Origin of the sequence: Synechococcus sp. CC9616 (assembly GCF_000515235.1) — a bacterium.
Lineage (GTDB): Bacteria > Cyanobacteriota > Cyanobacteriia > PCC-6307 > Cyanobiaceae > Parasynechococcus.
The window spans coordinates 16,966-33,886 of the sequence record NZ_KI911558.1 but is presented as its reverse complement, the minus strand read 5'-3'; the positions used below and the strand labels follow the sequence as shown (position 1 = coordinate 33,886).

Genomic DNA, 16,921 nt, shown 5'->3' with positions numbered 1-16,921 from the left:
TAGGCTGCCGGCGCCGATACCGCCGGACCCGTGCTCGACCAGCGCCTTGTGCGTGACAACCCCGAAACGATCACCAGTGCACTGGGGCGTCGCGGCAAGGCCGTCGATCTCACACGACTTCAGCTGATCGCTCAGCAGCAACGCGACCTCGAAGAGACGAGAAGCTCTTTACAAGCGGATGGAAACCGCATTGGCAAAGAAGTCGGTAAGCGCATCCAGAGCGGTGCCAATCCAAAAGGTGATGACGTTGCCGCCTTACGCCGGGAGGGCAACACCATCAAACAGCGGGTTGCCGTTCTGGAGGAGGAGGAAAAGCAGCTGTCGAATCAGCTTCGCGACCAGCTGCTCACATACCCGAATCTTCCCGCTGAGGACTGTCCTGATGGACAGGACGAAACCAACAATGTTGAGCTCCGGCGCTGGGGGACACCCCGTGAACAGAAGGGGCTCGAAGAGCACTGGCAGATCGCAGAACGGCTTGGACTGTTCGAAACGGAACGGTCCGTCCGGATTGCCCAGAGCCGCTTCGTCACCCTGATGGGCCAGGGAGCGCGCCTGGAGCGCGCCCTGATCAACTTCATGCTGGATCTGCACACCAGCAAGGGCTATCGCGAGGTGTTGCCACCGGTCCTGGTCAATTCAGCCAGCCTCACCGGTTCAGGCCAGCTCCCCAAATTTGCAGAGGAAAGCTTCCGGTGTGCCGAAGACGATCTCTGGCTGACGCCGACAGCTGAAGTCCCTGTGACGTCGCTCCATCGCGATGAAATCATCCCGGTCGATCAGCTGCCATTGCGCTACGCGGCCTACAGCCCCTGTTTCCGTCGGGAAGCTGGCAGTTATGGCAGGGACACTCGAGGATTGATCCGGCTGCATCAGTTCAACAAGGTGGAGCTCTACTGGTTTGTTCATCCCGACCAGTCGGCTGATGCACACGCTCAGATCACTGCCGATGCCGAAGCGGTTCTTCAGGCTCTCGAGCTGCCTTACCGGGTGCTGGACCTCTGCACCGGCGATCTGGGCTTCTCGGCTCAACGCACCTACGACCTGGAAGTCTGGCTGCCAGGTGCCGGTGCCTATCGGGAGATTTCAAGCTGCAGCGTTTGCGGAGACTTCCAGGCACGACGCTCATCGATCCGCACGAAGGAAGGGAAAAACACCCGTTTGGTGCACACCTTGAACGGCAGTGGGCTGGCGGTCGGGCGCACGATGGCAGCCCTGCTGGAAACAGGTCAGCAACCGGATGGGACCGTGCGCCTGCCCCCCGCTCTCGTCCCGTACGTCGGTAGCGAGCTATTGCAGCCACAATGACTCGATTCAACAGATGACGCCGGCATGAACGTGTTCGCGGCTATTGCGGTGCTGGCCTTCCTGATCGTGGTTCATGAAGCCGGTCACTTCTTCGCTGCCACGCTCCAGGGGATCCGTGTCAACGGCTTCTCAATCGGATTCGGCCCGGCACTGATCAAACGTCAACGACAGGGCGTGACCTACGCGATCCGGCTGCTGCCCCTGGGTGGGTTCGTCTCCTTCCCTGATGACGACGACGACAGTTCCATTCCTGCCGATGATCCCGATCTGATGCGCAATCGGCCGATTCCTCAGCGGGCGCTGGTGATCTCAGCAGGTGTGCTGGCCAATCTGCTGCTGGCGCTTGTGGTGTTGTTCGGCCAGACCGCATTGGTCGGTTTGCCGGCGGATCCGGATCCTGGTGTTCTGATCATCGATGTCCAGAAAGGAGGAGCAGCTGACCTTGCTGGCCTCAGACCCGGGGACAAAATCCTGGCGATCGATGGCGAACAGCTCGGCACAGGCCAGGCCGGCGTACAGGCCATGGTCGAGGAGATCAAAGCCGCTCCCGGAGAAGTCCTCACCATCAACAGGCAGCGCAACCAAAGCGAGCAGAGCATCAACCTTCAACCCCTCGACGAGGGAGGATCAGGCCGGATCGGAGCGCAACTGCAGGCCAATGTGAACGGGCGAAGCCGCCCTGCCAACGGTCCTGTTGAGGTGATCACCCATACCGTCTCGGAGTTTCGTCAGCTCCTGCAGCAGACCCTGATGGGTTATGGCGGGCTGATCCGTGATTTCCGAGGCCACGCAAGTCAGTTGAGCGGCCCGGTGAAAATTGTTGAGATCGGTGCGCAGCTGAGCGAGCAGGGGGGCTCAGGTTTGGTGTTTTTCATGGCCCTGATTTCCATCAATCTGGCCGTGCTCAATGCCTTTCCTGTTCCCCTGCTGGATGGCGGACAGATGTTCCTGCTCTTGCTTGAGGGACTGCGAGGTCGTCCGGTCCCGGAACGTTGGCAGCTGGCTTACCTGCAATCAGGTTTTCTGCTGATCGTTGGTCTCACCGTCGTTCTGATCGTGCGGGACACCAGTCAACTTCCGCTGGTACAACAGCTGATCACCCGCTGAGCTGAACGTCTTCAAACTGTATAGTTGGAGATTGATTCTTCAGCGATTCAGCTGCATGGCCAAGAAGTCGATGATCGCCCGCGATGTGAAGCGCAAGAAGCTCGTGGAGCGTTACGCGGCCAAGCGTGCGGCACTGATGAAGGCCCTCAATGCCGCTGGGGATCCCATGGAACGTCTTGAGATTCACCGCAAGATTCAGGCATTACCTCGCAACAGTGCACCCAACCGTGTTCGCAACCGTTGCTGGGCTACCGGCAAGCCTCGGGGTGTTTACAGAGATTTCGGCCTTTGCCGCAATCAGTTGAGGGAGCGGGCTCACAAAGGTGAGCTTCCCGGCGTGGTGAAGTCCAGCTGGTGATCAGCTGAAATCAGGCCATTGGTTGAACAGGTCTGGTGAGCGCGATCCCTGCACTCACCAGTGCTGAAACCCACGAAATGGCAAACTAACAATTGACAAAAGGACATAAGCCGTCGTGCAAGGACAAACCCAGTCGATCTCGTTTGACGGACGTGAGATTCGACTGACCACCGGGCGATTTGCCCCCCAAGCGGGAGGTTCCGTCTTGGTTGAATGCGGAGACACCTCCGTTCTCGTGACCTCCACCCGTTCAGGCGGACGGGAAGGCATCGACTTTCTACCCCTCATTTGCGATTACGAGGAGCGTCTTTACGCAGCAGGACGCATTCCGGGGAGCTATATGCGGCGGGAAAGTCGCCCTCCGGAGCGCGCCACCCTGACCGCGCGCCTGATTGACAGGCCGATGCGGCCTCTCTTCCCGGCCTGGTTGCGAGACGACCTGCAGGTCGTCGCCACTTGCCTGTCTCTTGATGAGCGGGTTCCTGCCGATGTGCTCGCCGTGACGGGAGCCTCGATCGCAACCCTGCTCGCGAAGATTCCGTTCAACGGCCCGATGGCTGCAGTGCGTGTGGGTCTGCTCGGGGACGACTTCGTTCTGAATCCCAGCTACAGGGAAATCGAGCGAGGCGATCTGGATCTTGTCGTCGCCGGGACACCGGATGGCGTGGTGATGGTGGAAGCGGGAGCCAACCAATTACCGGAAGGCGATGTCATTGAAGCCATCGACTTCGGCTATGAGGCGATTTGCGAACTGATCAAGGCACAACAGAACCTGCTGAAAGACCTGGGCATCGATCAGGTGAAAGTCGAGGCGCCTGATGAAGACAAGACCCTGCCGACCTTCCTGAGCAAGCAGTGCACCAAGGGCATCAGCGAGGTGCTCAAGAAATTCGATCAGAGCAAGGAGCAACGCGACAAGGCTCTTGATGAAGTGAAGAGTGCTGCGGCAGAAGCCATTTCAGCGCTGAAGGAGGACGATGCCGTCCGCAAGGCCGTCGCCTCCAATTCCAAGTTGATGGGCAACAGCTTCAAGGCCCTCACCAAGAGCCTGATGCGCCAGCAGATCCTCAAGGACGGCAAGCGCGTGGACGGCCGTGGACTGGACGAAGTGCGCCAGATCAGTGCCATGGCTGGAGTTCTGCCAAGGCGGGTGCATGGATCCGGCCTGTTCCAGCGGGGGCTGACCCAGGTGCTCTCCACCGCCACGCTGGGAACACCGAGTGATGCCCAGGAGATGGATGACCTCCATCCCAACACCGAAAAGATTTATCTGCACCACTACAACTTCCCCCCCTACTCCGTCGGCGAGACACGCCCGATGCGTTCACCCGGACGCCGAGAGATTGGGCATGGAGCTCTGGCCGAACGCGCGATTCTTCCGGTGCTGCCCGAGAAAGACACCTTCCCTTATGTGGTGCGTGTGGTGAGCGAAGTGCTCAGTTCCAATGGCTCGACCTCCATGGGGTCGGTCTGCGGCAGCACCCTCTCGCTGATGGATGCCGGTGTACCCCTCAAGGCCCCTGTGAGCGGAGCAGCGATGGGACTCATCAAGGAAGGCAAGGAAGTTCGCATCCTCACGGACATCCAGGGCATTGAGGATTTCCTCGGCGACATGGATTTCAAGGTGGCTGGAACCGAGAAGGGAATCACCGCCCTGCAGATGGACATGAAGATCACAGGTCTGTCGGTGAGCACAGTCGCGGAAGCGGTGAATCAGGCCCGTCCTGCTCGCCTCCACATCCTCGAGAAGATGCTGGAAGCCATTGCGGCTCCAAGGGATGTGCTCTCTCCCCATGCGCCGCGTCTGCTGAGTTTCCGAATCGATCCTGAGCTGATTGGCACCGTGATCGGCCCTGGAGGCCGCACGATCAAGGGCATCACAGAGCGCACCAACACCAAGATCGACATCGAGGACAGCGGCATCGTCACCATCGCCTCCCATGACGGAGCGGCAGCGGAGGAAGCGCAACGGATCATCGAGGGACTGACCCGCAAGGTGAATGAAGGCGAACTGTTCACCGGATCGATCACTCGCATCATTCCGATCGGCGCCTTTGTGGAAATCCTTCCCGGCAAAGAGGGCATGATCCACATCTCGCAGCTCTCGGAAGCTCGCGTGGAGAAGGTCGACGATGTGGTGAAGGTCGGTGATGAGGTCACCGTGCGCGTCCGCGAGATCGACAACCGCGGACGCATCAACCTCACTCTTCGCGGCGTCCCTCAGAACGGCGAAGGTGGTGAGCTTGAGCCGGTACCCACGCCGGTCGCGCCCCTGAACTGATCAGACGGGGAAGCCAGGATCAATGGTGGACATCGCCCGCGTCGCACTCTCACCGAGTGCGGTGTGGGCTTTTCCATGGCTGGCAATCAGGCAGCCTGCCTGCCGAACATCGCCGGTGTTGTAGCTGAGATCCTTCAGGTCAGCGTGGGTGAATCGTCCTCCGGCCGCCAGCAAAACCGCTTCAGGGGCTGCCATATCCCAGTCCTTGGGAGCACTACGACCGGAGAGAGAGATGTAGAGGTCTGTTTCACCTCGAAGAATCGTGGCCACCTTGCAACCAACGCTTCCAACCGCAAGCGAGCCGCCAAGCTGTAGCGCCGAGATCAATTGCTCCAGGCGCTCATCCCGATGGCTGCGACTGGCCACAAGAATCAGATCCGACAGCTCAGAGCGCTGGCTAAAGCGCACGGGAGAGCGCTGCCCCTGTCGGTCCTCACACCAAGCCTCATCGCCAACCACACCGATCCACAGTTCATCCGCTTCAGGCAAGAGCACCACACCCAACACAGGCCGTTGCTCTTTCACGAGGGCGAGATGGACGGCGTACTCACCGGTGCCTTGTAGAAAATCCTTGGTGCCATCCAGAGGATCAAGGATCCATAACCACTCAGCCGCCAGAGGCACCCCCTCGGTGAGCTGCTCTTTCGCCGTTTCCTCGCTGAGAAGGGTCCAGCCAGCCTCAGGAAATGCGCTGCTGAGGCCATCAAGCAACCAGCTGTTGACGGCCAGATCAGCCGCCGACACGGGCCCTTCGCCTCCATCCTCAACGCGAAGGGCCCTTGGGAAGCCATGGGGAGGTTGTTCGCCTCTGGCGTAGGCACGCAGGATGTCGGCAGCACCCCAGCTCAGCCGTCTCAATTCAGCAAGAAGCCCATCCATGGAAACGCCAACAGGCAGAAGGGCAGAGCTGGGCATGATGGAGATCTATGGCGCTGACATTGTGCTGCAAGGCAGCACCAAAGACCTTGCGCTGGTCAATCCCGCCGCAGCCAGGGCGATGCGTTGCCGAACCAATCGCCGAGGTCGCCGCGATAGCGATCACCTTCCTCTTCCGAGCCAAGATCAAGATCGGCAAGGAAGCCATCCAGCCCTTTGGAAGGTGCCTGTTGAAGCTGCATCCGCCTGGCGCGACTGGCCCAGCCATTCACCGTGCGGTCGTGCTCAGCGAATTTATTGACGTAAATCCGGTCCTGAAGACTCACGGATTGACCTTGAGCCACACGTCGAAGGATGTCCTGAATCCTGAGGCGTGTTGCTGTGGTGAGCATGAGGACGCTGATTTTCATCAGTCATAGAGAGGACAAACCACCTCGATGTCATCAATCACACAGTTTGAATTCGCCTGTCAGGAGGCAGGCACTGAGGAGATTCAGGACGTGGCCTGATCCACCGCCCATGCCGTTGCTGCCTTCTGCTTGAAATACAGCTCGACAAGTTGCTTGGCCAGATCTTTGAGCTCTTGAAGATCGCCTGCCTGATCGATGACGCCTTGAAGACGCTGCTTCTCGAACTGCTGATGGAGAGCGATTTCCACGGAAAATCCGTCGGTTGCACAAATCGTAACGAATCTTTGCAAGGCCTTTGGTGGCGATTGATGCCGGTTCGCAAACGACTGGCGAGATCCATTGCAGAACCTAGAGTTCAGCGGTTAGGGAATGGCCAATGCAGCGGCAGGAGCCAGCCCCTGGAACGTTGTACCTGGTCGGGACTCCGATTGGCCATCTCGGCGACCTCTCTCCAAGAGCCAGAGAATTGCTTCGCCAGGTGGACGTGATCGCCTGTGAAGACACGCGCCACAGCGGTCAGCTGCTGGCAAGCCTTGGCGCCCAAGGGCGCAGGCTGAGCTTCCACCAGCACAACACCCGAAGCCGACTGCCGCAGTTGCTGGAACTTCTGAAACAGCCGCTCAGCCTTGCGCTGATCAGTGATGCCGGATTGCCCGGGATCAGTGACCCTGGCGAAGCACTGGCGGCAGCTGCACGCGCTGATGGTCATGAGGTGATCTGCATCCCGGGCCCTTGTGCAGCCACAACAGCCCTGGTCAGCAGCGGTCTACCCAGTGGACGGTTCTGCTTTGAAGGATTTCTGCCCACAAAAGGACGGGATCGCCAGCAAAGACTGGCGAACATCGCCAGGGAAAGCCGCACAACCGTGCTCTACGAAGCGCCGCACCGCCTGCTTGCCCTGCTCGATGAGCTAGTTACACACTGCGGCGAAGATCGGCCAGTGCAGGTCGCCCGAGAACTCACCAAGCGATACGAGCAACAGATCGGCCCAACAGTGGGTGCTGCAAGGGAGCACTTTCGTCAGCATCCCCCTCAGGGGGAATGCACACTGGTTCTCGGAGGAGCGCCATTGCAACCCACCACACAGCACTCCGAAGCGGAGCTTCTGCGGCGACTCGAGCAACACATGGAGGCTGGAGCCAGTGCCAGCGATGCTGCCCGAGAATTGGCAGACCAGACCGGCACCTCCCGCCGGGAGCTGTACGCCCTTCTGCATCGGCGCACGACAAACTTACCTCAACATTGAGTCCTGCATGCTTCTTCGCCTGCGCCTGCTGCTGCTGAGTTTCGGAGGAGGAATGCTGTTCCTGCTGTTGCTCTGCCTGGGAGCGCAGAATCTCAGCGAGCGCCACAGCATTCAGCTCGGAACATCGCGATCCGTTCCGCTCCCAAGCGGTTTTCTGGTGGGAGTGTCGTTTGTTCTTGGCGTGATCAGCGGCGGAACAACGGCAGCGGTTCTCCTTCCGGATCAACGCAACTGATCGGCCTTATTCGTCCGCATCAATCGCGATCAGGGTTCCTTCCATCACCAGACGGGTGATTCCGCGCGCCAGCAGGTACGAACTGGTGCGTTCAAACACACTGGTATCCGGAACCTTGATCACCCGCTGACTGCGGCCGCACTGGCGCTTGGCAGTGCGAGGACTGCTGTAGAGGCAAAGACCTTGGCGCTGTTGCTCGGTTTCATCAAGCGGCCCCAATTCAGGGAAATCGCTCAATGGCTTGGCATCCAGTTCCACCACCTTGTCCACCAGAATGTAAACGCTGGTGGGGAGCAGGCCCGCCGTTAACGGGAGAGGCTCAAGACGCCGGTTGTCATTGAGGTTGCCAACATCGGCCAGGGGAACAAGTTCTTGGAACGTCTCGAAATCGGAGCTGGAACTGTCGTCCTCGTCGGAATCCTCGTCCGGTTCATCACCGAAGTCTTCAGCGTCATCAAGAGCGAGGGTGCCTGGATCGTCGCTTTCGTCCGCGCCTCCGGCATCAAGATCGGGCGAAGGGATGGGAGCTGGTGGCGAGTCAGAGGAGACGTTGACCTCTTGCGATGGCTCAGGCTCAACTGCGGAAGGCTTTGATTTCTGCCGACTGGACTTGAGGGCTTGATAGGCCTCTGCGGGGAGTAGCGCCTTGACGGTGCGACTCACCGTGTTGGGGCTGCAGGAGTAGGCCTCAGCCAGTGCCGCAGTGGATTCTCCAGCCTTGTAACGGCCAACCAGCTCCTGCTTCTCGCGATCCGTGAGACGCCTTGGAGCCATCGTCAGGTGCCGCACAGCTCCTTCCATTAAAAGCAGCTCCTGCTCACAAGCCAGCCAACGCACCTGGCGGCTGCGAAACTGGACGCCTGCTCCCTTAGCTCAGCTGGATAGAGCAACTGCCTTCTAAGCAGTCGGTCGATGGTTCGAATCCATCAGGGGGCGTCAGTCACACTAAGGGCTCTCGGGGAAACCAGGAGCCCTTTTTTGGTGAGAGCAGAAAGCAGCGGTTCGTACAGCGCAGCCGAAGTGGGTTCAACGTCTCCGTGGCGCCTGCCCCAAGGGCTGGTCTGTGAAAAACATGCGCGGGAAGGTTTTTTTGTCAGTCCGCTCCGGTGCAGGAGGGGCAAACGCCTCGACCATGACGCTCCCCATCGCATGGGCCGCTGACACCGTTTCTGAAGCGGTGGTGTTGATCACTGAGCTTCACCAACTGGTGGGCGACGGTTACGACCTTCGCGATGCCTTGAGCCGCATCAGTCAACCCGCCGCGGCCACCACGGCAAGGCCGACATCGCATAGCCGATGGCCAGTTCTGTTGGAGAAATTCCAGGCTGATTTGAAACTGACCAGCGGCCTGCAGCCCTCCACCTGGAAGGACAATTACGCGCCGTTCCTTGAGCAAGCCATCTATTTGTTAGGTGGCTCCGCAGCCCCATTGAACGCCCGTGAGCTGCTGAGCCAAGTTGTCAGCCAGTGGGAGGACAAGCCGCGTCGTCGTGAAATTGCGGTGACGACCGTCCGAAAATTCCTTGATTACCGCGTCGAAGTGCATGGCCTGCCAGCTGAGAGCTGGACCGTGACGGCACGGGTAGCCAAAGAGATGAAGGGCAAGAAAGCGAAGCGCCGCACCGTGGCGACGATCACCGACCAGGAAATCCTGCGTCTGATCGACAGCCTTCCGGATGATGTTCGCTGCAGCCTTTGGAAAAACTCTTTCCGGTTGATGGCTCTCTACGGGCTGAGGCCTGAAGAGCTCAGCCACTTGGTTTCACGCGAGCATCCCAGCACCGCGGAGCCGACTGTTTATTGCACTTATGAAAAGGTCTGCGGTTCAACCAAGACCGATCCTCGCTGGTTGATGCCGCTGCCGTTGAAAGATCACGTTGGCGAACTGGTGGATTGGAACTTGGCGGGTGCCATGGCGATTGGTCAGCTTGAGCTCCCACCACTCAGCGACAAATACGCGGTGCGGACGTTCCTTGAGCGTCAGCCGTATTGGCAAGAACTGAAGGATAAGTACGACAAGACGGGGGAATGGTTGCGGCCCTATTCGTTCCGCAATGCGTATTCACTGCGGGCACACCGTTTAGGTCATCGCAAGGACGTGATCTGCATGGCCATGGGCCGCAGCCTGAGCACCCATGAGAGCAACTACGAATGGGCTCGTAGTGAATCAGTGCTGGAGAACGTTTAACCCCAAATCCACCAGATCTAGTGCCTGCAATGTCAGGCAAATTCTTGCAACTGGTAGTTATCGAGGGTCCACTGCGGGTGACTTTAGAGCTGCAGGGTGCCCATTAATCAGGGCAGGGAAGATGCAACAACGGGAAGAAAATGGGCTTGCCTTGGTGAGGGCGATGCTTCAAGCAGCGGGCCGCACACCTGAAACACCATGGTTGTTATGGACTAAGGCATGTGAAGGGTTGATGGCGACCTGGCCGACATTACCGAGGCATCAACGAGATGTTGAGAGGATTGCAGATGGTTGCGCCAATCACAGCCTGGATGCTGTGAGATATGGAGTCCAGTGGTGGCGATCGAAATGGAAGACGGGGCGTGGTCCGAACATTCCGGGATGGTGAAAACTACTTAAAGGATTGCCAGCCGTGAATCCCAGAAAGAGCTTCACCGAGCGAGAGCTTGTGGCTAAGAAGCTGGCCTAATGAACAACATCCAAGGGCTTCACACCATTGTCATTGAAGCAGCTGAAGCCTGCACAAGCCACAGCGAAGCGATCAAGCTGATTCATCAGGCGGATAGGCTCCGGCAGAAACAAGCGCAATGCCGAGTCCACATCACGGGCGGTGGGAATGATCGACGTCATGCCCTGGGAGATGGAATCAATCATCTCTATATGGAACGCCCTTGCTGCTGAAGGGCTTGGCTGGCGGGTTTACACCGATGGTAAGGCAAGACTCACCGGCTGGTCGGTTTGAACGGAACAAAAAGACCCAACAAGAGTTAGACCGCAGCCGCATGCTTGCTCAATCACAAGCAGAACGAGCCAAGCCGAAATCAAAAGGTAAAACTCTTGGCGGACTCAAGGATTTGAACGAGTAAACGTAAAGAATTACGGCAAGCCTAACAATAAAAGTGGCTTGACTACCCCTATGGAAAGTAGCTGATGCTACATTGTTAATACGTTCATCCCTGAAGAGGGGACGCAAGTAAGCCAGAGGCTGAAGGAACGGGAAATTTCACCTCATCATGGAGTTTCCAATGACAAACATCGAAGCAAAATCAATCGTCGATGCGTTTACACGCATCCGTCGCTCCGCTACAGAGCGGGATCTAGCCCTCCTTAACGAGCGTGCATACCGTGGAGTACCCATCAACAACATGAGCTGGCTCTCCGAAGACAAGCACGGTATCTTCACCTATCGTGGTGTTGAATACGCCAAGTGATAAGCAATTGAATACTAAAAAGCCCGCTTAATGCGGGTCTTTTTTATGCTTTTTATTGTCTTTTAGTTATTAACTGGCCATATTTCTAATCGTAAATAGATACAATAAGGAAGACAATAGTAACAAAACCAGTACCTAGAACTAGAAAAATAATCATCGACCCTGAACAACTTAAATCGCTTATTCAAAAGGTCGATACAAATTAAATGACCTTAACTGATGTAGCAGCAGTGTTTGGAGTTTCAGCCGAAACGATACGTTCGCGTTGTCTTGAGTTAGGAATACGAAAGCCACGACGGCGAAATAAAGATCCATTGCATGTGCGGCTTCAAGAGAAGTTCACAACTGAACAGCTAAAGGCATTGTCTAAATACGATATTGCAAAGATGATGGACTGTTCTCAACCTTATGTCAACACAGCGCTAAAACAGTTAGGAATTAAATCAAACTACCACGAACGTTGCAAAGAGAAGACTCGGCAAGAGATTGAACGGGTTATAGATTATATTCAAAATAATAGTGCTAATGTGAAGTCTGCTATAAGAAAGCTTGGATTAAAGATTGATCGAGGCAAGGTTTATCGATACTGCAAAGAGCACAATGTTGATTTATCGATTTATATCCTTGCTCATCGAAGATACGGCGACTGGCTTACTTTACCTGGGCACGCAGAGAAATACCAGAAGTCAGATTACAAGCTGGATGCAATGTGCCAATGCTGCGGTGAAATCTATAAAGTCCAATTGGTTAATTTGGTACAAGTTGCTACTGCACGTTGCTGTTCCTGTAGCAAAGGTAATTTAGGGGGCAACATTCAAGTTCGCCGTGAGAAAACTGGTCAGGTATTCCGCTCCATCTCCAGTTGGGCTAATGATATTGAGGGGCACGGAAATTATAAAACCCTTCGCCTGAAGATTTCGAAGACTGGAAGCTGCTGCATTGACGGCAAGACTTACAGCTTGATTGAAAAATAATAACGGGATATGATTTTATTCTTCTGTTGCAATGCCTTCTTAGACAGGAGCGCAAATATCCATCATGACTTTTTCCGCGTAAGCCAAAGCTTTATCTGGATAGTGGGTGGGGTGGTTTGGATACAGGTCTTCGTGACACATTGAAGCAGCAGTTGCTAGCCGTCCGGCAACCAGCAAATAGACCATTCCACGTTGATCGAGCGCCTTTCCAAAGACCCGCAAGTCAGCCATAAGCGGCTGATACAAGGTCTCTGCGTTTTCAGTTCCACTATCAATCCACGACCTGAGAGCAATACAAACCGCCAGCTTTCTCAGTTCTGGCTTCATGCCTTCCTCAAATTTGGCGTGACCAGCGGTCATCTCAACATCGCACATCTTGACCACATATCTCTGTAAGTCAGTCTTCTCAAGATGCTCTTCAATTTCGTTGTAATGCTCAGTGCTCTCGCCTCGGTTGATGCGATCAATTGCGGTGTACAGGTAGATGACGCACATACGCGCAACGAAAACGGAGTTCGTACCTGAGTTTTCGTAGAGCTTGAGGTGCTCAACGGCTTTGGTGGCCATCACCCTTGCCTGACCAAGGACTTCTTCTTCGTTCTTTTCAGGCATATCAATCGACCTAGACCACCAGCAATACAGGTCGATAGTCAGCGCCCGAGCTAGCTGGGCAACCGCTGCTTCAAACTGCTGCTGGTTGGTCTCCTTCGGAAACTCAATAGATACTCCTTCGTGCTCAGTCATTTGTTTCTACGGTGTTACTTCTGGATTTAGATAATTCTAGGGAACTGCGCTACCTTGGGTTATGATTTATGTACCAGGCAAGAAATGGCTTACCTTCGACTCTATGTGAACAATATGCTGAAGAATCATCCTCATGGAGATAAGTTTAAGGAGATTCGACGTTTGGCATACTCAGTCGGAACCTACTTGCCTCCAATCCCTGACCCAGAAGAGGAGGAGCAGCCGAGCTTTTGGCAATTAGAATCTTAAACCACCATCAACGAGCCTACAGCTTCGGCGCATCCCAATTTCTGGAGATTTCTATGACTGTTCTAGATTTTCTAGAGATCTACAATCAAGCGTTGAAGCTGCAGCGTTGCCCTATATTGGATCCTAAGGAGGTGTTTCAATAAAAGCAGCGAGAGATGCTTATGGGTTTGTACAGGAAGCAGTGATCAGAGTCGAGCTTCGTGCAGCAAAGATTCCAAGCCTGGTCGGAGTCGTTGCTGATCATTACTGGCTGTTGATCTTTCATGCAGGCGAAGGCAGTCAGCATCAAGGATGTAATCGATGGGAAGTGTGGCAACACCCTCACCAGAATGAATCGTCTTGGGGACATCTGCACAAGAACCTTCTGACTCCCTATCAAGGTGTTGGCAATGGGCCTTCTCGATTAGTTCAACAATGGATAGATGAAGAGGCTTTCCCGATCATTGAAAAAGTCGAATCATCTCCACAAGCCTATCCATTCATTAATAAATACAGATACTGGCCTGGTCCGAACAGCAATACCTTTGCACAGTGGATAGTAAAAGACAAGATTAAACTTGGGATCAGAGCAATAGGCAAAAACTTTCCAGTTCCTGATGTATATGACAAATCAAGCGCAACCCCTTAATTTCGGCACACTACTTTTGTGTACTAAACCTCATCAGCAATGGCGAGGTTTCTCTATTTGCAGACCAGGCACAGACAGGGCTCATTGGCGAAGGCTAGAGATGGAGTAGCCATGCACTGCTAAGGATGCCTCGGGCTGCAGACTCTCGCTCAGTATTGTTTCTGTGCGTCTGTTGAGTCCCGTAAGTTTGGTTCCTGCTGAACACATGCATTGTTGGAACGCGCCTGCTGTGCAATGGGAGCAATCTGAATGGCTCCATAGATCACCGCGAAGGTCGCCAGCACTGGGTAGAAGTAGGCGTTGATCAGGTCTCTGGCTTTAGACATGTGGCACGTTTTATTCGAATGGATTGTTTTCAGTGCAGATATTGCGTGCCACCCCCTTTCTGACTGGGATCTCCCAGTGGAAACTCAAGTATCGCGTCCCATAGGACAAGCCTGATGTTCTTTTAGTTACTAGTGATCCCAGCTGTTAAGGCAAAGATCGAGTGGTGTTGAACAGTTTTTAGATGGCTCGCTTCATGATCCATTGGTGCGCTCCCGATCCCACCAACGAGAAATACACCCAGGCGATCGTGGATTACATCAAGGGCGGTAAGCCCATGGATGAGTTCGTGGGCTTCAAAATGCTCGCGCGTCAGATCCACCCTCACCTAGGTGGAGGCGTGCTGCTTGTAGAAGCCGACAATCTGGCCGCAGTACAGAAACACACCTATCCCTGGACCAAAGGACTCGGTGTCACGGCGACAATCACCCCTGGTCTCAGCGATGAGGAGTATGTCGATCTGGAAGAAAGCATGGCCAGCTGAATAGCGACTGCAGCCATGTCATCCAATGCCGTGAATGCAGTCAGTTGGAATTGGTCAACCATCCGCTAAGAGCAACGGGCTTTGCCACGACTGCAGGCCAAGACAGCTCGAAGCTCGCAAGGCGGAACAAGCCAGTAAGCGGGTCAGTCGCTGAACAGCGCAACGAACTACCCAACAGGCTTACACCCTTATTACGGAGGAAATTGACAAGGCGAACGTCCAACGCACTGACCTTGTGGCCCAGGCTATTCATTGACTGATGGAGAGCGTACGTATGGACTTGGCGCAGAACAATCTCGGTGCGGTTGTTGGAGAAGTGGCTCAACCCGACAAGCTCTGTGCACTGTCGCCTACGCACTGATCTGGGCCATGGGCTCGGCTGTTGCCAACCTGTTGGTGAATTCCCTCAGCGACGTGACATCAATCAGCAGCAGCTACAGCGGGCAACTGCGCTGTAGCTCGGTTCACTCCCCGTCAGGTTCAGCCCTGGAAACAGATGCCCCAACCGATAACCAAGGAAAGGGTGAGCGCTTCTCACCCACCGACCTAATTGCGACAGCACTAAACACCTGCGTCCTGACGATCATGGGGATCGTTGCCGAACGCCATAACTGGGATCTCAAGGGCTGCGCAGCTCGGGTGGAGAAGGTCATGACCTCAGAGGCCCCGCGCAAAATCGCCCTGCTCGATGTTTGGATTGAGCTGCCTCCTCACATCGATTCCAAGGAACGAAAAATCCTGAAGAAAGCTGCTGAAAACTGCCCGGTCAAATTGAGTCTTGATGGGGCGGTACCGATGAGTTTCCACTGGAGTTGAGACGAGGCTGCATGGAACAGTTGCTCGTCTGAATACTGCTAGCCCTCGGCAATCTGGTCGGTGATGTCGCCGAGACAATCGTGCAGAGCTTCGGTCCCATTCGCGAGTGTGCCGTCGACGTTGCCCGCTTGGAGGAAATCAAATGAAAGCACTTATAACCGTCGTTGCCCTTGCAATGCTGGCTGCCTGCTCACAGCAGCCAGACGCGAAAGATCTTGTCTGGCCATCTGATCAAGAGATATTTGGCATTGAACCTGGCGGCACCATCAAAGCCACTGGCCTGAAAATCCTGGTGGATAGATGCAGGTCGCGTCAGTCAGGCGAGCTGCCATCAGATGCTGAGGAGGACAAGTCCTGCGTACAGCTGCACACGTTGGTGATGGACGTCCTGGAAGACAGAAAGAGCGATGACAATGACGCTGGCGGTCCCTGATCAACCCGTCGGCCCTTCCGCTTTGGCGATCGGACATGTGGCTGTGATGCTGCTGGGGGCAGCGGCTTCTTTAATCCACAGACTGCGACGGTCTGGGTTTGATGGCAGGTCAGCCCGGATGCCTCACGGACCTGCGGGAATTTCTGAAAGAACTGGATCAAAACTCTGATCTACGAGCTGCTGCGACGTTGCGGTCGCTTTCGCGAATTCGCACTGAATTGGAGCATCTTCCTGAAAACAGCGTGCTAACCGATCCCGTGATACCTAATGCTCAGGACGTGGTGCTGCTGGCGCGACAGTTGATGTCGCGTCGTCGTTGAAGGAAGCCTTGTTATGTCAACGACAAAACGCCCCGGGTGGAAAAAGTGTTTCCGATCCCACTTGGATTGCAGCGAAAACTTCTCCCGTTCGACGATCAAGGCTCCTGTCGATAGGAATATCGGGCTCTCCAGCTCCTACAGGGATAGTGCCCACCCACCTCCAGACCCCGTCTTTAAATGTGGCCGGGCTGGTGTCCCTGTAACCATCGGCATCCCAAATTTGGGTGATTCGACCATTCTCTTCGTCGATATACAAAGTCGAATTGGCGTACTCGACTTGAGGGTTTTCGCAGCGGAGCTTCAACGTCACGGCGTTGGCAGGACTAACAACAGTTGCAAGCACAGCAGCTGTGAGAACAGCAATGGACCTCATAGCTCGGGGACAGATGTGCAATGAGTTAACTCCATCTGATGTTGAAGCCAAGCCACTGAGTGTGGGCTGATAAGCCCCCAAAGGAACTAGAGCCTCACCCCCAAGTGCCAAGCAATCAGCCTGTCCTTCTCTTCTTCTGTCAGAAACGGCACAAGCCAATCCAGCAGCAACTCTTAAATTTCAGACTTACCAAGGTGTTGCACCTCGCCACATAGCCACCGCTTGAAGGTGTCAGGGTCATTGGCGCGTAGTGCTGCCACCAGTTCCCCCAGTAGGAATAGCGCAATACGGGTTTCGAGGGTCATGCTTCAGACGTGACTATCTGAAGTGTTCCCCGTTCTTGTGGTTGACGTAAT

General features: G+C 55.4%; 22 protein-coding genes, 1 tRNA gene and 1 riboswitch. Of the genes, 16 read left to right on the top strand and 7 right to left on the bottom strand.

From position 1 onward, the window contains the following. Positions 1-30 precede the first annotated feature (30 nt). The 4 genes from serS to SYN9616_RS0100230 all read left to right on the top strand — a co-directional run bounded on the left by serS (position 31) and on the right by SYN9616_RS0100230 (position 5,054). Positions 31-1,308, top strand: coding sequence for a serine--tRNA ligase (gene serS / locus SYN9616_RS0100245; RefSeq protein ID WP_028951332.1), 1,278 nt, complete (start codon positions 31-33; stop codon positions 1,306-1,308). 24 nt (positions 1,309-1,332) lie between these two features. Next, positions 1,333-2,415: an RIP metalloprotease RseP gene (gene rseP / locus SYN9616_RS0100240; RefSeq protein ID WP_028951331.1), complete on the top strand. Its 1,083-nt coding sequence runs from the start codon at positions 1,333-1,335 to the stop codon at positions 2,413-2,415. Positions 2,416-2,470: 55 nt separating this feature from the next. Beyond that, positions 2,471-2,773 carry a 30S ribosomal protein S14 gene (rpsN, locus tag SYN9616_RS0100235; protein WP_028951330.1) on the top strand — a complete coding sequence of 101 codons (303 nt, stop codon included), beginning with the start codon at positions 2,471-2,473 and terminating at the stop codon, positions 2,771-2,773. 115 nt (positions 2,774-2,888) lie between these two features. Beyond that, positions 2,889-5,054 carry a polyribonucleotide nucleotidyltransferase gene (locus tag SYN9616_RS0100230; protein WP_028951329.1) on the top strand — a complete coding sequence of 722 codons (2,166 nt, stop codon included), beginning with the start codon at positions 2,889-2,891 and terminating at the stop codon, positions 5,052-5,054. Here SYN9616_RS0100230 and SYN9616_RS0100225 read toward each other — a convergent pair whose 3' ends face one another. From SYN9616_RS0100225 to SYN9616_RS17530, 3 genes are all read right to left on the bottom strand, one after another. Beyond that, on the bottom strand, positions 5,055-5,969 hold the full coding sequence (locus tag SYN9616_RS0100225; RefSeq protein WP_369791911.1) for a 3'(2'),5'-bisphosphate nucleotidase CysQ: 915 nt from the start codon (positions 5,967-5,969) through the stop codon (positions 5,055-5,057). 59 nt (positions 5,970-6,028) lie between these two features. Then, entirely contained in the window at positions 6,029-6,340 is a 312-nt protein-coding gene (locus SYN9616_RS0100220) for a hypothetical protein (RefSeq protein ID WP_369791910.1), read from the bottom strand. 83 nt (positions 6,341-6,423) lie between these two features. Further along, complete coding sequence (locus tag SYN9616_RS17530; RefSeq protein ID WP_198015109.1) at positions 6,424-6,588, bottom strand: hypothetical protein; 165 nt, start codon at positions 6,586-6,588, stop codon at positions 6,424-6,426. Between the two features lie 128 nt (positions 6,589-6,716). On the opposite strand from SYN9616_RS17530, the gene rsmI reads away from it, so the two are divergent. Together rsmI and SYN9616_RS0100205 are read left to right on the top strand one after the other, a co-directional pair. Then, the gene (gene rsmI / locus SYN9616_RS0100210; protein ID WP_028951326.1) at positions 6,717-7,586 is read left to right on the top strand and encodes a 16S rRNA (cytidine(1402)-2'-O)-methyltransferase; all 870 of its coding nucleotides are present in this window, start codon (positions 6,717-6,719) and stop codon (positions 7,584-7,586) included. Between the two features lie 7 nt (positions 7,587-7,593). Next, the gene (locus tag SYN9616_RS0100205) at positions 7,594-7,821 is read left to right on the top strand and encodes a hypothetical protein (RefSeq protein ID WP_028951325.1); all 228 of its coding nucleotides are present in this window, start codon (positions 7,594-7,596) and stop codon (positions 7,819-7,821) included. Between the two features lie 6 nt (positions 7,822-7,827). On the opposite strand, the gene SYN9616_RS0100200 is transcribed toward SYN9616_RS0100205, so the two are convergent. After that, positions 7,828-8,595, bottom strand: coding sequence for a DNA-binding protein (locus SYN9616_RS0100200; RefSeq protein ID WP_028951324.1), 768 nt, complete (start codon positions 8,593-8,595; stop codon positions 7,828-7,830). An 88-nt stretch (positions 8,596-8,683) separates the two neighbouring features. Here SYN9616_RS0100200 and SYN9616_RS0100195 point away from each other — a divergent pair. Continuing rightward, positions 8,684-8,757: transfer RNA gene (locus SYN9616_RS0100195), tRNA-Arg, on the top strand. 196 nt (positions 8,758-8,953) lie between these two features. After that, positions 8,954-10,009, top strand: a complete 1,056-nt coding sequence (locus SYN9616_RS0100190) for a hypothetical protein (protein ID WP_156918606.1) — start codon at positions 8,954-8,956, stop codon at positions 10,007-10,009. A 465-nt stretch (positions 10,010-10,474) separates the two neighbouring features. On the opposite strand, the gene SYN9616_RS0100185 is transcribed toward SYN9616_RS0100190, so the two are convergent. Beyond that, complete coding sequence (locus SYN9616_RS0100185; RefSeq protein ID WP_028951322.1) at positions 10,475-10,663, bottom strand: hypothetical protein; 189 nt, start codon at positions 10,661-10,663, stop codon at positions 10,475-10,477. A gap of 17 nt (positions 10,664-10,680) precedes the next feature. On the opposite strand from SYN9616_RS0100185, the gene SYN9616_RS16925 reads away from it, so the two are divergent. From SYN9616_RS16925 to SYN9616_RS0100175, 3 genes are all read left to right on the top strand, one after another. Continuing rightward, complete coding sequence (locus tag SYN9616_RS16925; RefSeq protein ID WP_156918605.1) at positions 10,681-10,875, top strand: hypothetical protein; 195 nt, start codon at positions 10,681-10,683, stop codon at positions 10,873-10,875. Between the two features lie 79 nt (positions 10,876-10,954). Further along, positions 10,955-11,009, top strand: a riboswitch (Glutamine riboswitch). A gap of 25 nt (positions 11,010-11,034) precedes the next feature. Next, a complete protein-coding gene (locus SYN9616_RS0100180) occupies positions 11,035-11,220 on the top strand; it encodes a hypothetical protein (RefSeq protein ID WP_232199816.1) in 186 nt (61 codons plus the stop codon). A 206-nt stretch (positions 11,221-11,426) separates the two neighbouring features. After that, a complete protein-coding gene (locus tag SYN9616_RS0100175; protein WP_156918604.1) occupies positions 11,427-12,194 on the top strand; it encodes a hypothetical protein in 768 nt (255 codons plus the stop codon). A gap of 39 nt (positions 12,195-12,233) precedes the next feature. Here SYN9616_RS0100175 and SYN9616_RS0100170 read toward each other — a convergent pair whose 3' ends face one another. Further along, the gene (locus tag SYN9616_RS0100170) at positions 12,234-12,938 is read right to left on the bottom strand and encodes a hypothetical protein (protein WP_028951319.1); all 705 of its coding nucleotides are present in this window, start codon (positions 12,936-12,938) and stop codon (positions 12,234-12,236) included. Between the two features lie 430 nt (positions 12,939-13,368). On the opposite strand from SYN9616_RS0100170, the gene SYN9616_RS16225 reads away from it, so the two are divergent. After that, a complete protein-coding gene (locus tag SYN9616_RS16225) occupies positions 13,369-13,815 on the top strand; it encodes a DUF3750 domain-containing protein (RefSeq protein WP_071991396.1) in 447 nt (148 codons plus the stop codon). Between the two features lie 149 nt (positions 13,816-13,964). On the opposite strand, the gene SYN9616_RS17525 is transcribed toward SYN9616_RS16225, so the two are convergent. Continuing rightward, positions 13,965-14,141, bottom strand: a complete 177-nt coding sequence (locus SYN9616_RS17525) for a hypothetical protein (RefSeq protein ID WP_198015108.1) — start codon at positions 14,139-14,141, stop codon at positions 13,965-13,967. Between the two features lie 182 nt (positions 14,142-14,323). Between SYN9616_RS17525 and SYN9616_RS0100155 the strand changes: the two genes are divergently transcribed. The 4 genes from SYN9616_RS0100155 to SYN9616_RS0100135 all read left to right on the top strand — a co-directional run bounded on the left by SYN9616_RS0100155 (position 14,324) and on the right by SYN9616_RS0100135 (position 16,192). Next, a complete protein-coding gene (locus SYN9616_RS0100155; RefSeq protein WP_028951318.1) occupies positions 14,324-14,623 on the top strand; it encodes a DUF3303 domain-containing protein in 300 nt (99 codons plus the stop codon). A gap of 369 nt (positions 14,624-14,992) precedes the next feature. Further along, positions 14,993-15,439 (top strand): OsmC family protein, encoded by a 447-nt coding sequence (locus SYN9616_RS0100150; protein ID WP_051410885.1) that lies wholly within the window; start codon positions 14,993-14,995, stop codon positions 15,437-15,439. Between the two features lie 142 nt (positions 15,440-15,581). Beyond that, complete coding sequence (locus tag SYN9616_RS0100140) at positions 15,582-15,872, top strand: hypothetical protein (protein WP_156918603.1); 291 nt, start codon at positions 15,582-15,584, stop codon at positions 15,870-15,872. A 101-nt stretch (positions 15,873-15,973) separates the two neighbouring features. Then, entirely contained in the window at positions 15,974-16,192 is a 219-nt protein-coding gene (locus tag SYN9616_RS0100135) for a hypothetical protein (protein ID WP_028951315.1), read from the top strand. Positions 16,193-16,921: the final 729 nt, after the last annotated feature.

What these genes read in the sequence shown, in the direction of transcription:
- SYN9616_RS0100190 (WP_156918606.1), top strand. Translation starts at nt 8,954, where the DNA reads ATGACGCTCCCCATCGCATGGGCCGCTGACACCGTTTCTGAAGCGGTG.
- SYN9616_RS0100205 (WP_028951325.1), top strand. Translation starts at nt 7,594, where the DNA reads ATGCTTCTTCGCCTGCGCCTGCTGCTGCTGAGTTTCGGAGGAGGAATG.
- SYN9616_RS0100140 (WP_156918603.1), top strand. Translation starts at nt 15,582, where the DNA reads ATGAAAGCACTTATAACCGTCGTTGCCCTTGCAATGCTGGCTGCCTGC.
- SYN9616_RS0100220 (WP_369791910.1), bottom strand. Translation starts at nt 6,340, where the DNA reads ATGAAAATCAGCGTCCTCATGCTCACCACAGCAACACGCCTCAGGATT.
- SYN9616_RS0100180 (WP_232199816.1), top strand. Translation starts at nt 11,035, where the DNA reads ATGACAAACATCGAAGCAAAATCAATCGTCGATGCGTTTACACGCATC.
- SYN9616_RS0100225 (WP_369791911.1), bottom strand. Translation starts at nt 5,969, where the DNA reads ATGCCCAGCTCTGCCCTTCTGCCTGTTGGCGTTTCCATGGATGGGCTT.
- rpsN (WP_028951330.1), top strand. Translation starts at nt 2,471, where the DNA reads ATGGCCAAGAAGTCGATGATCGCCCGCGATGTGAAGCGCAAGAAGCTC.
- SYN9616_RS0100150 (WP_051410885.1), top strand. Translation starts at nt 14,993, where the DNA reads ATGGGCTCGGCTGTTGCCAACCTGTTGGTGAATTCCCTCAGCGACGTG.
- SYN9616_RS0100155 (WP_028951318.1), top strand. Translation starts at nt 14,324, where the DNA reads ATGGCTCGCTTCATGATCCATTGGTGCGCTCCCGATCCCACCAACGAG.
- SYN9616_RS0100175 (WP_156918604.1), top strand. Translation starts at nt 11,427, where the DNA reads ATGACCTTAACTGATGTAGCAGCAGTGTTTGGAGTTTCAGCCGAAACG.
- SYN9616_RS0100170 (WP_028951319.1), bottom strand. Translation starts at nt 12,938, where the DNA reads ATGACTGAGCACGAAGGAGTATCTATTGAGTTTCCGAAGGAGACCAAC.
- rsmI (WP_028951326.1), top strand. Translation starts at nt 6,717, where the DNA reads ATGCAGCGGCAGGAGCCAGCCCCTGGAACGTTGTACCTGGTCGGGACT.
- SYN9616_RS0100185 (WP_028951322.1), bottom strand. Translation starts at nt 10,663, where the DNA reads ATGATTGATTCCATCTCCCAGGGCATGACGTCGATCATTCCCACCGCC.
- SYN9616_RS0100135 (WP_028951315.1), top strand. Translation starts at nt 15,974, where the DNA reads ATGGCAGGTCAGCCCGGATGCCTCACGGACCTGCGGGAATTTCTGAAA.
- rseP (WP_028951331.1), top strand. Translation starts at nt 1,333, where the DNA reads ATGAACGTGTTCGCGGCTATTGCGGTGCTGGCCTTCCTGATCGTGGTT.
- SYN9616_RS17525 (WP_198015108.1), bottom strand. Translation starts at nt 14,141, where the DNA reads ATGTCTAAAGCCAGAGACCTGATCAACGCCTACTTCTACCCAGTGCTG.
- SYN9616_RS0100200 (WP_028951324.1), bottom strand. Translation starts at nt 8,595, where the DNA reads ATGGCTCCAAGGCGTCTCACGGATCGCGAGAAGCAGGAGCTGGTTGGC.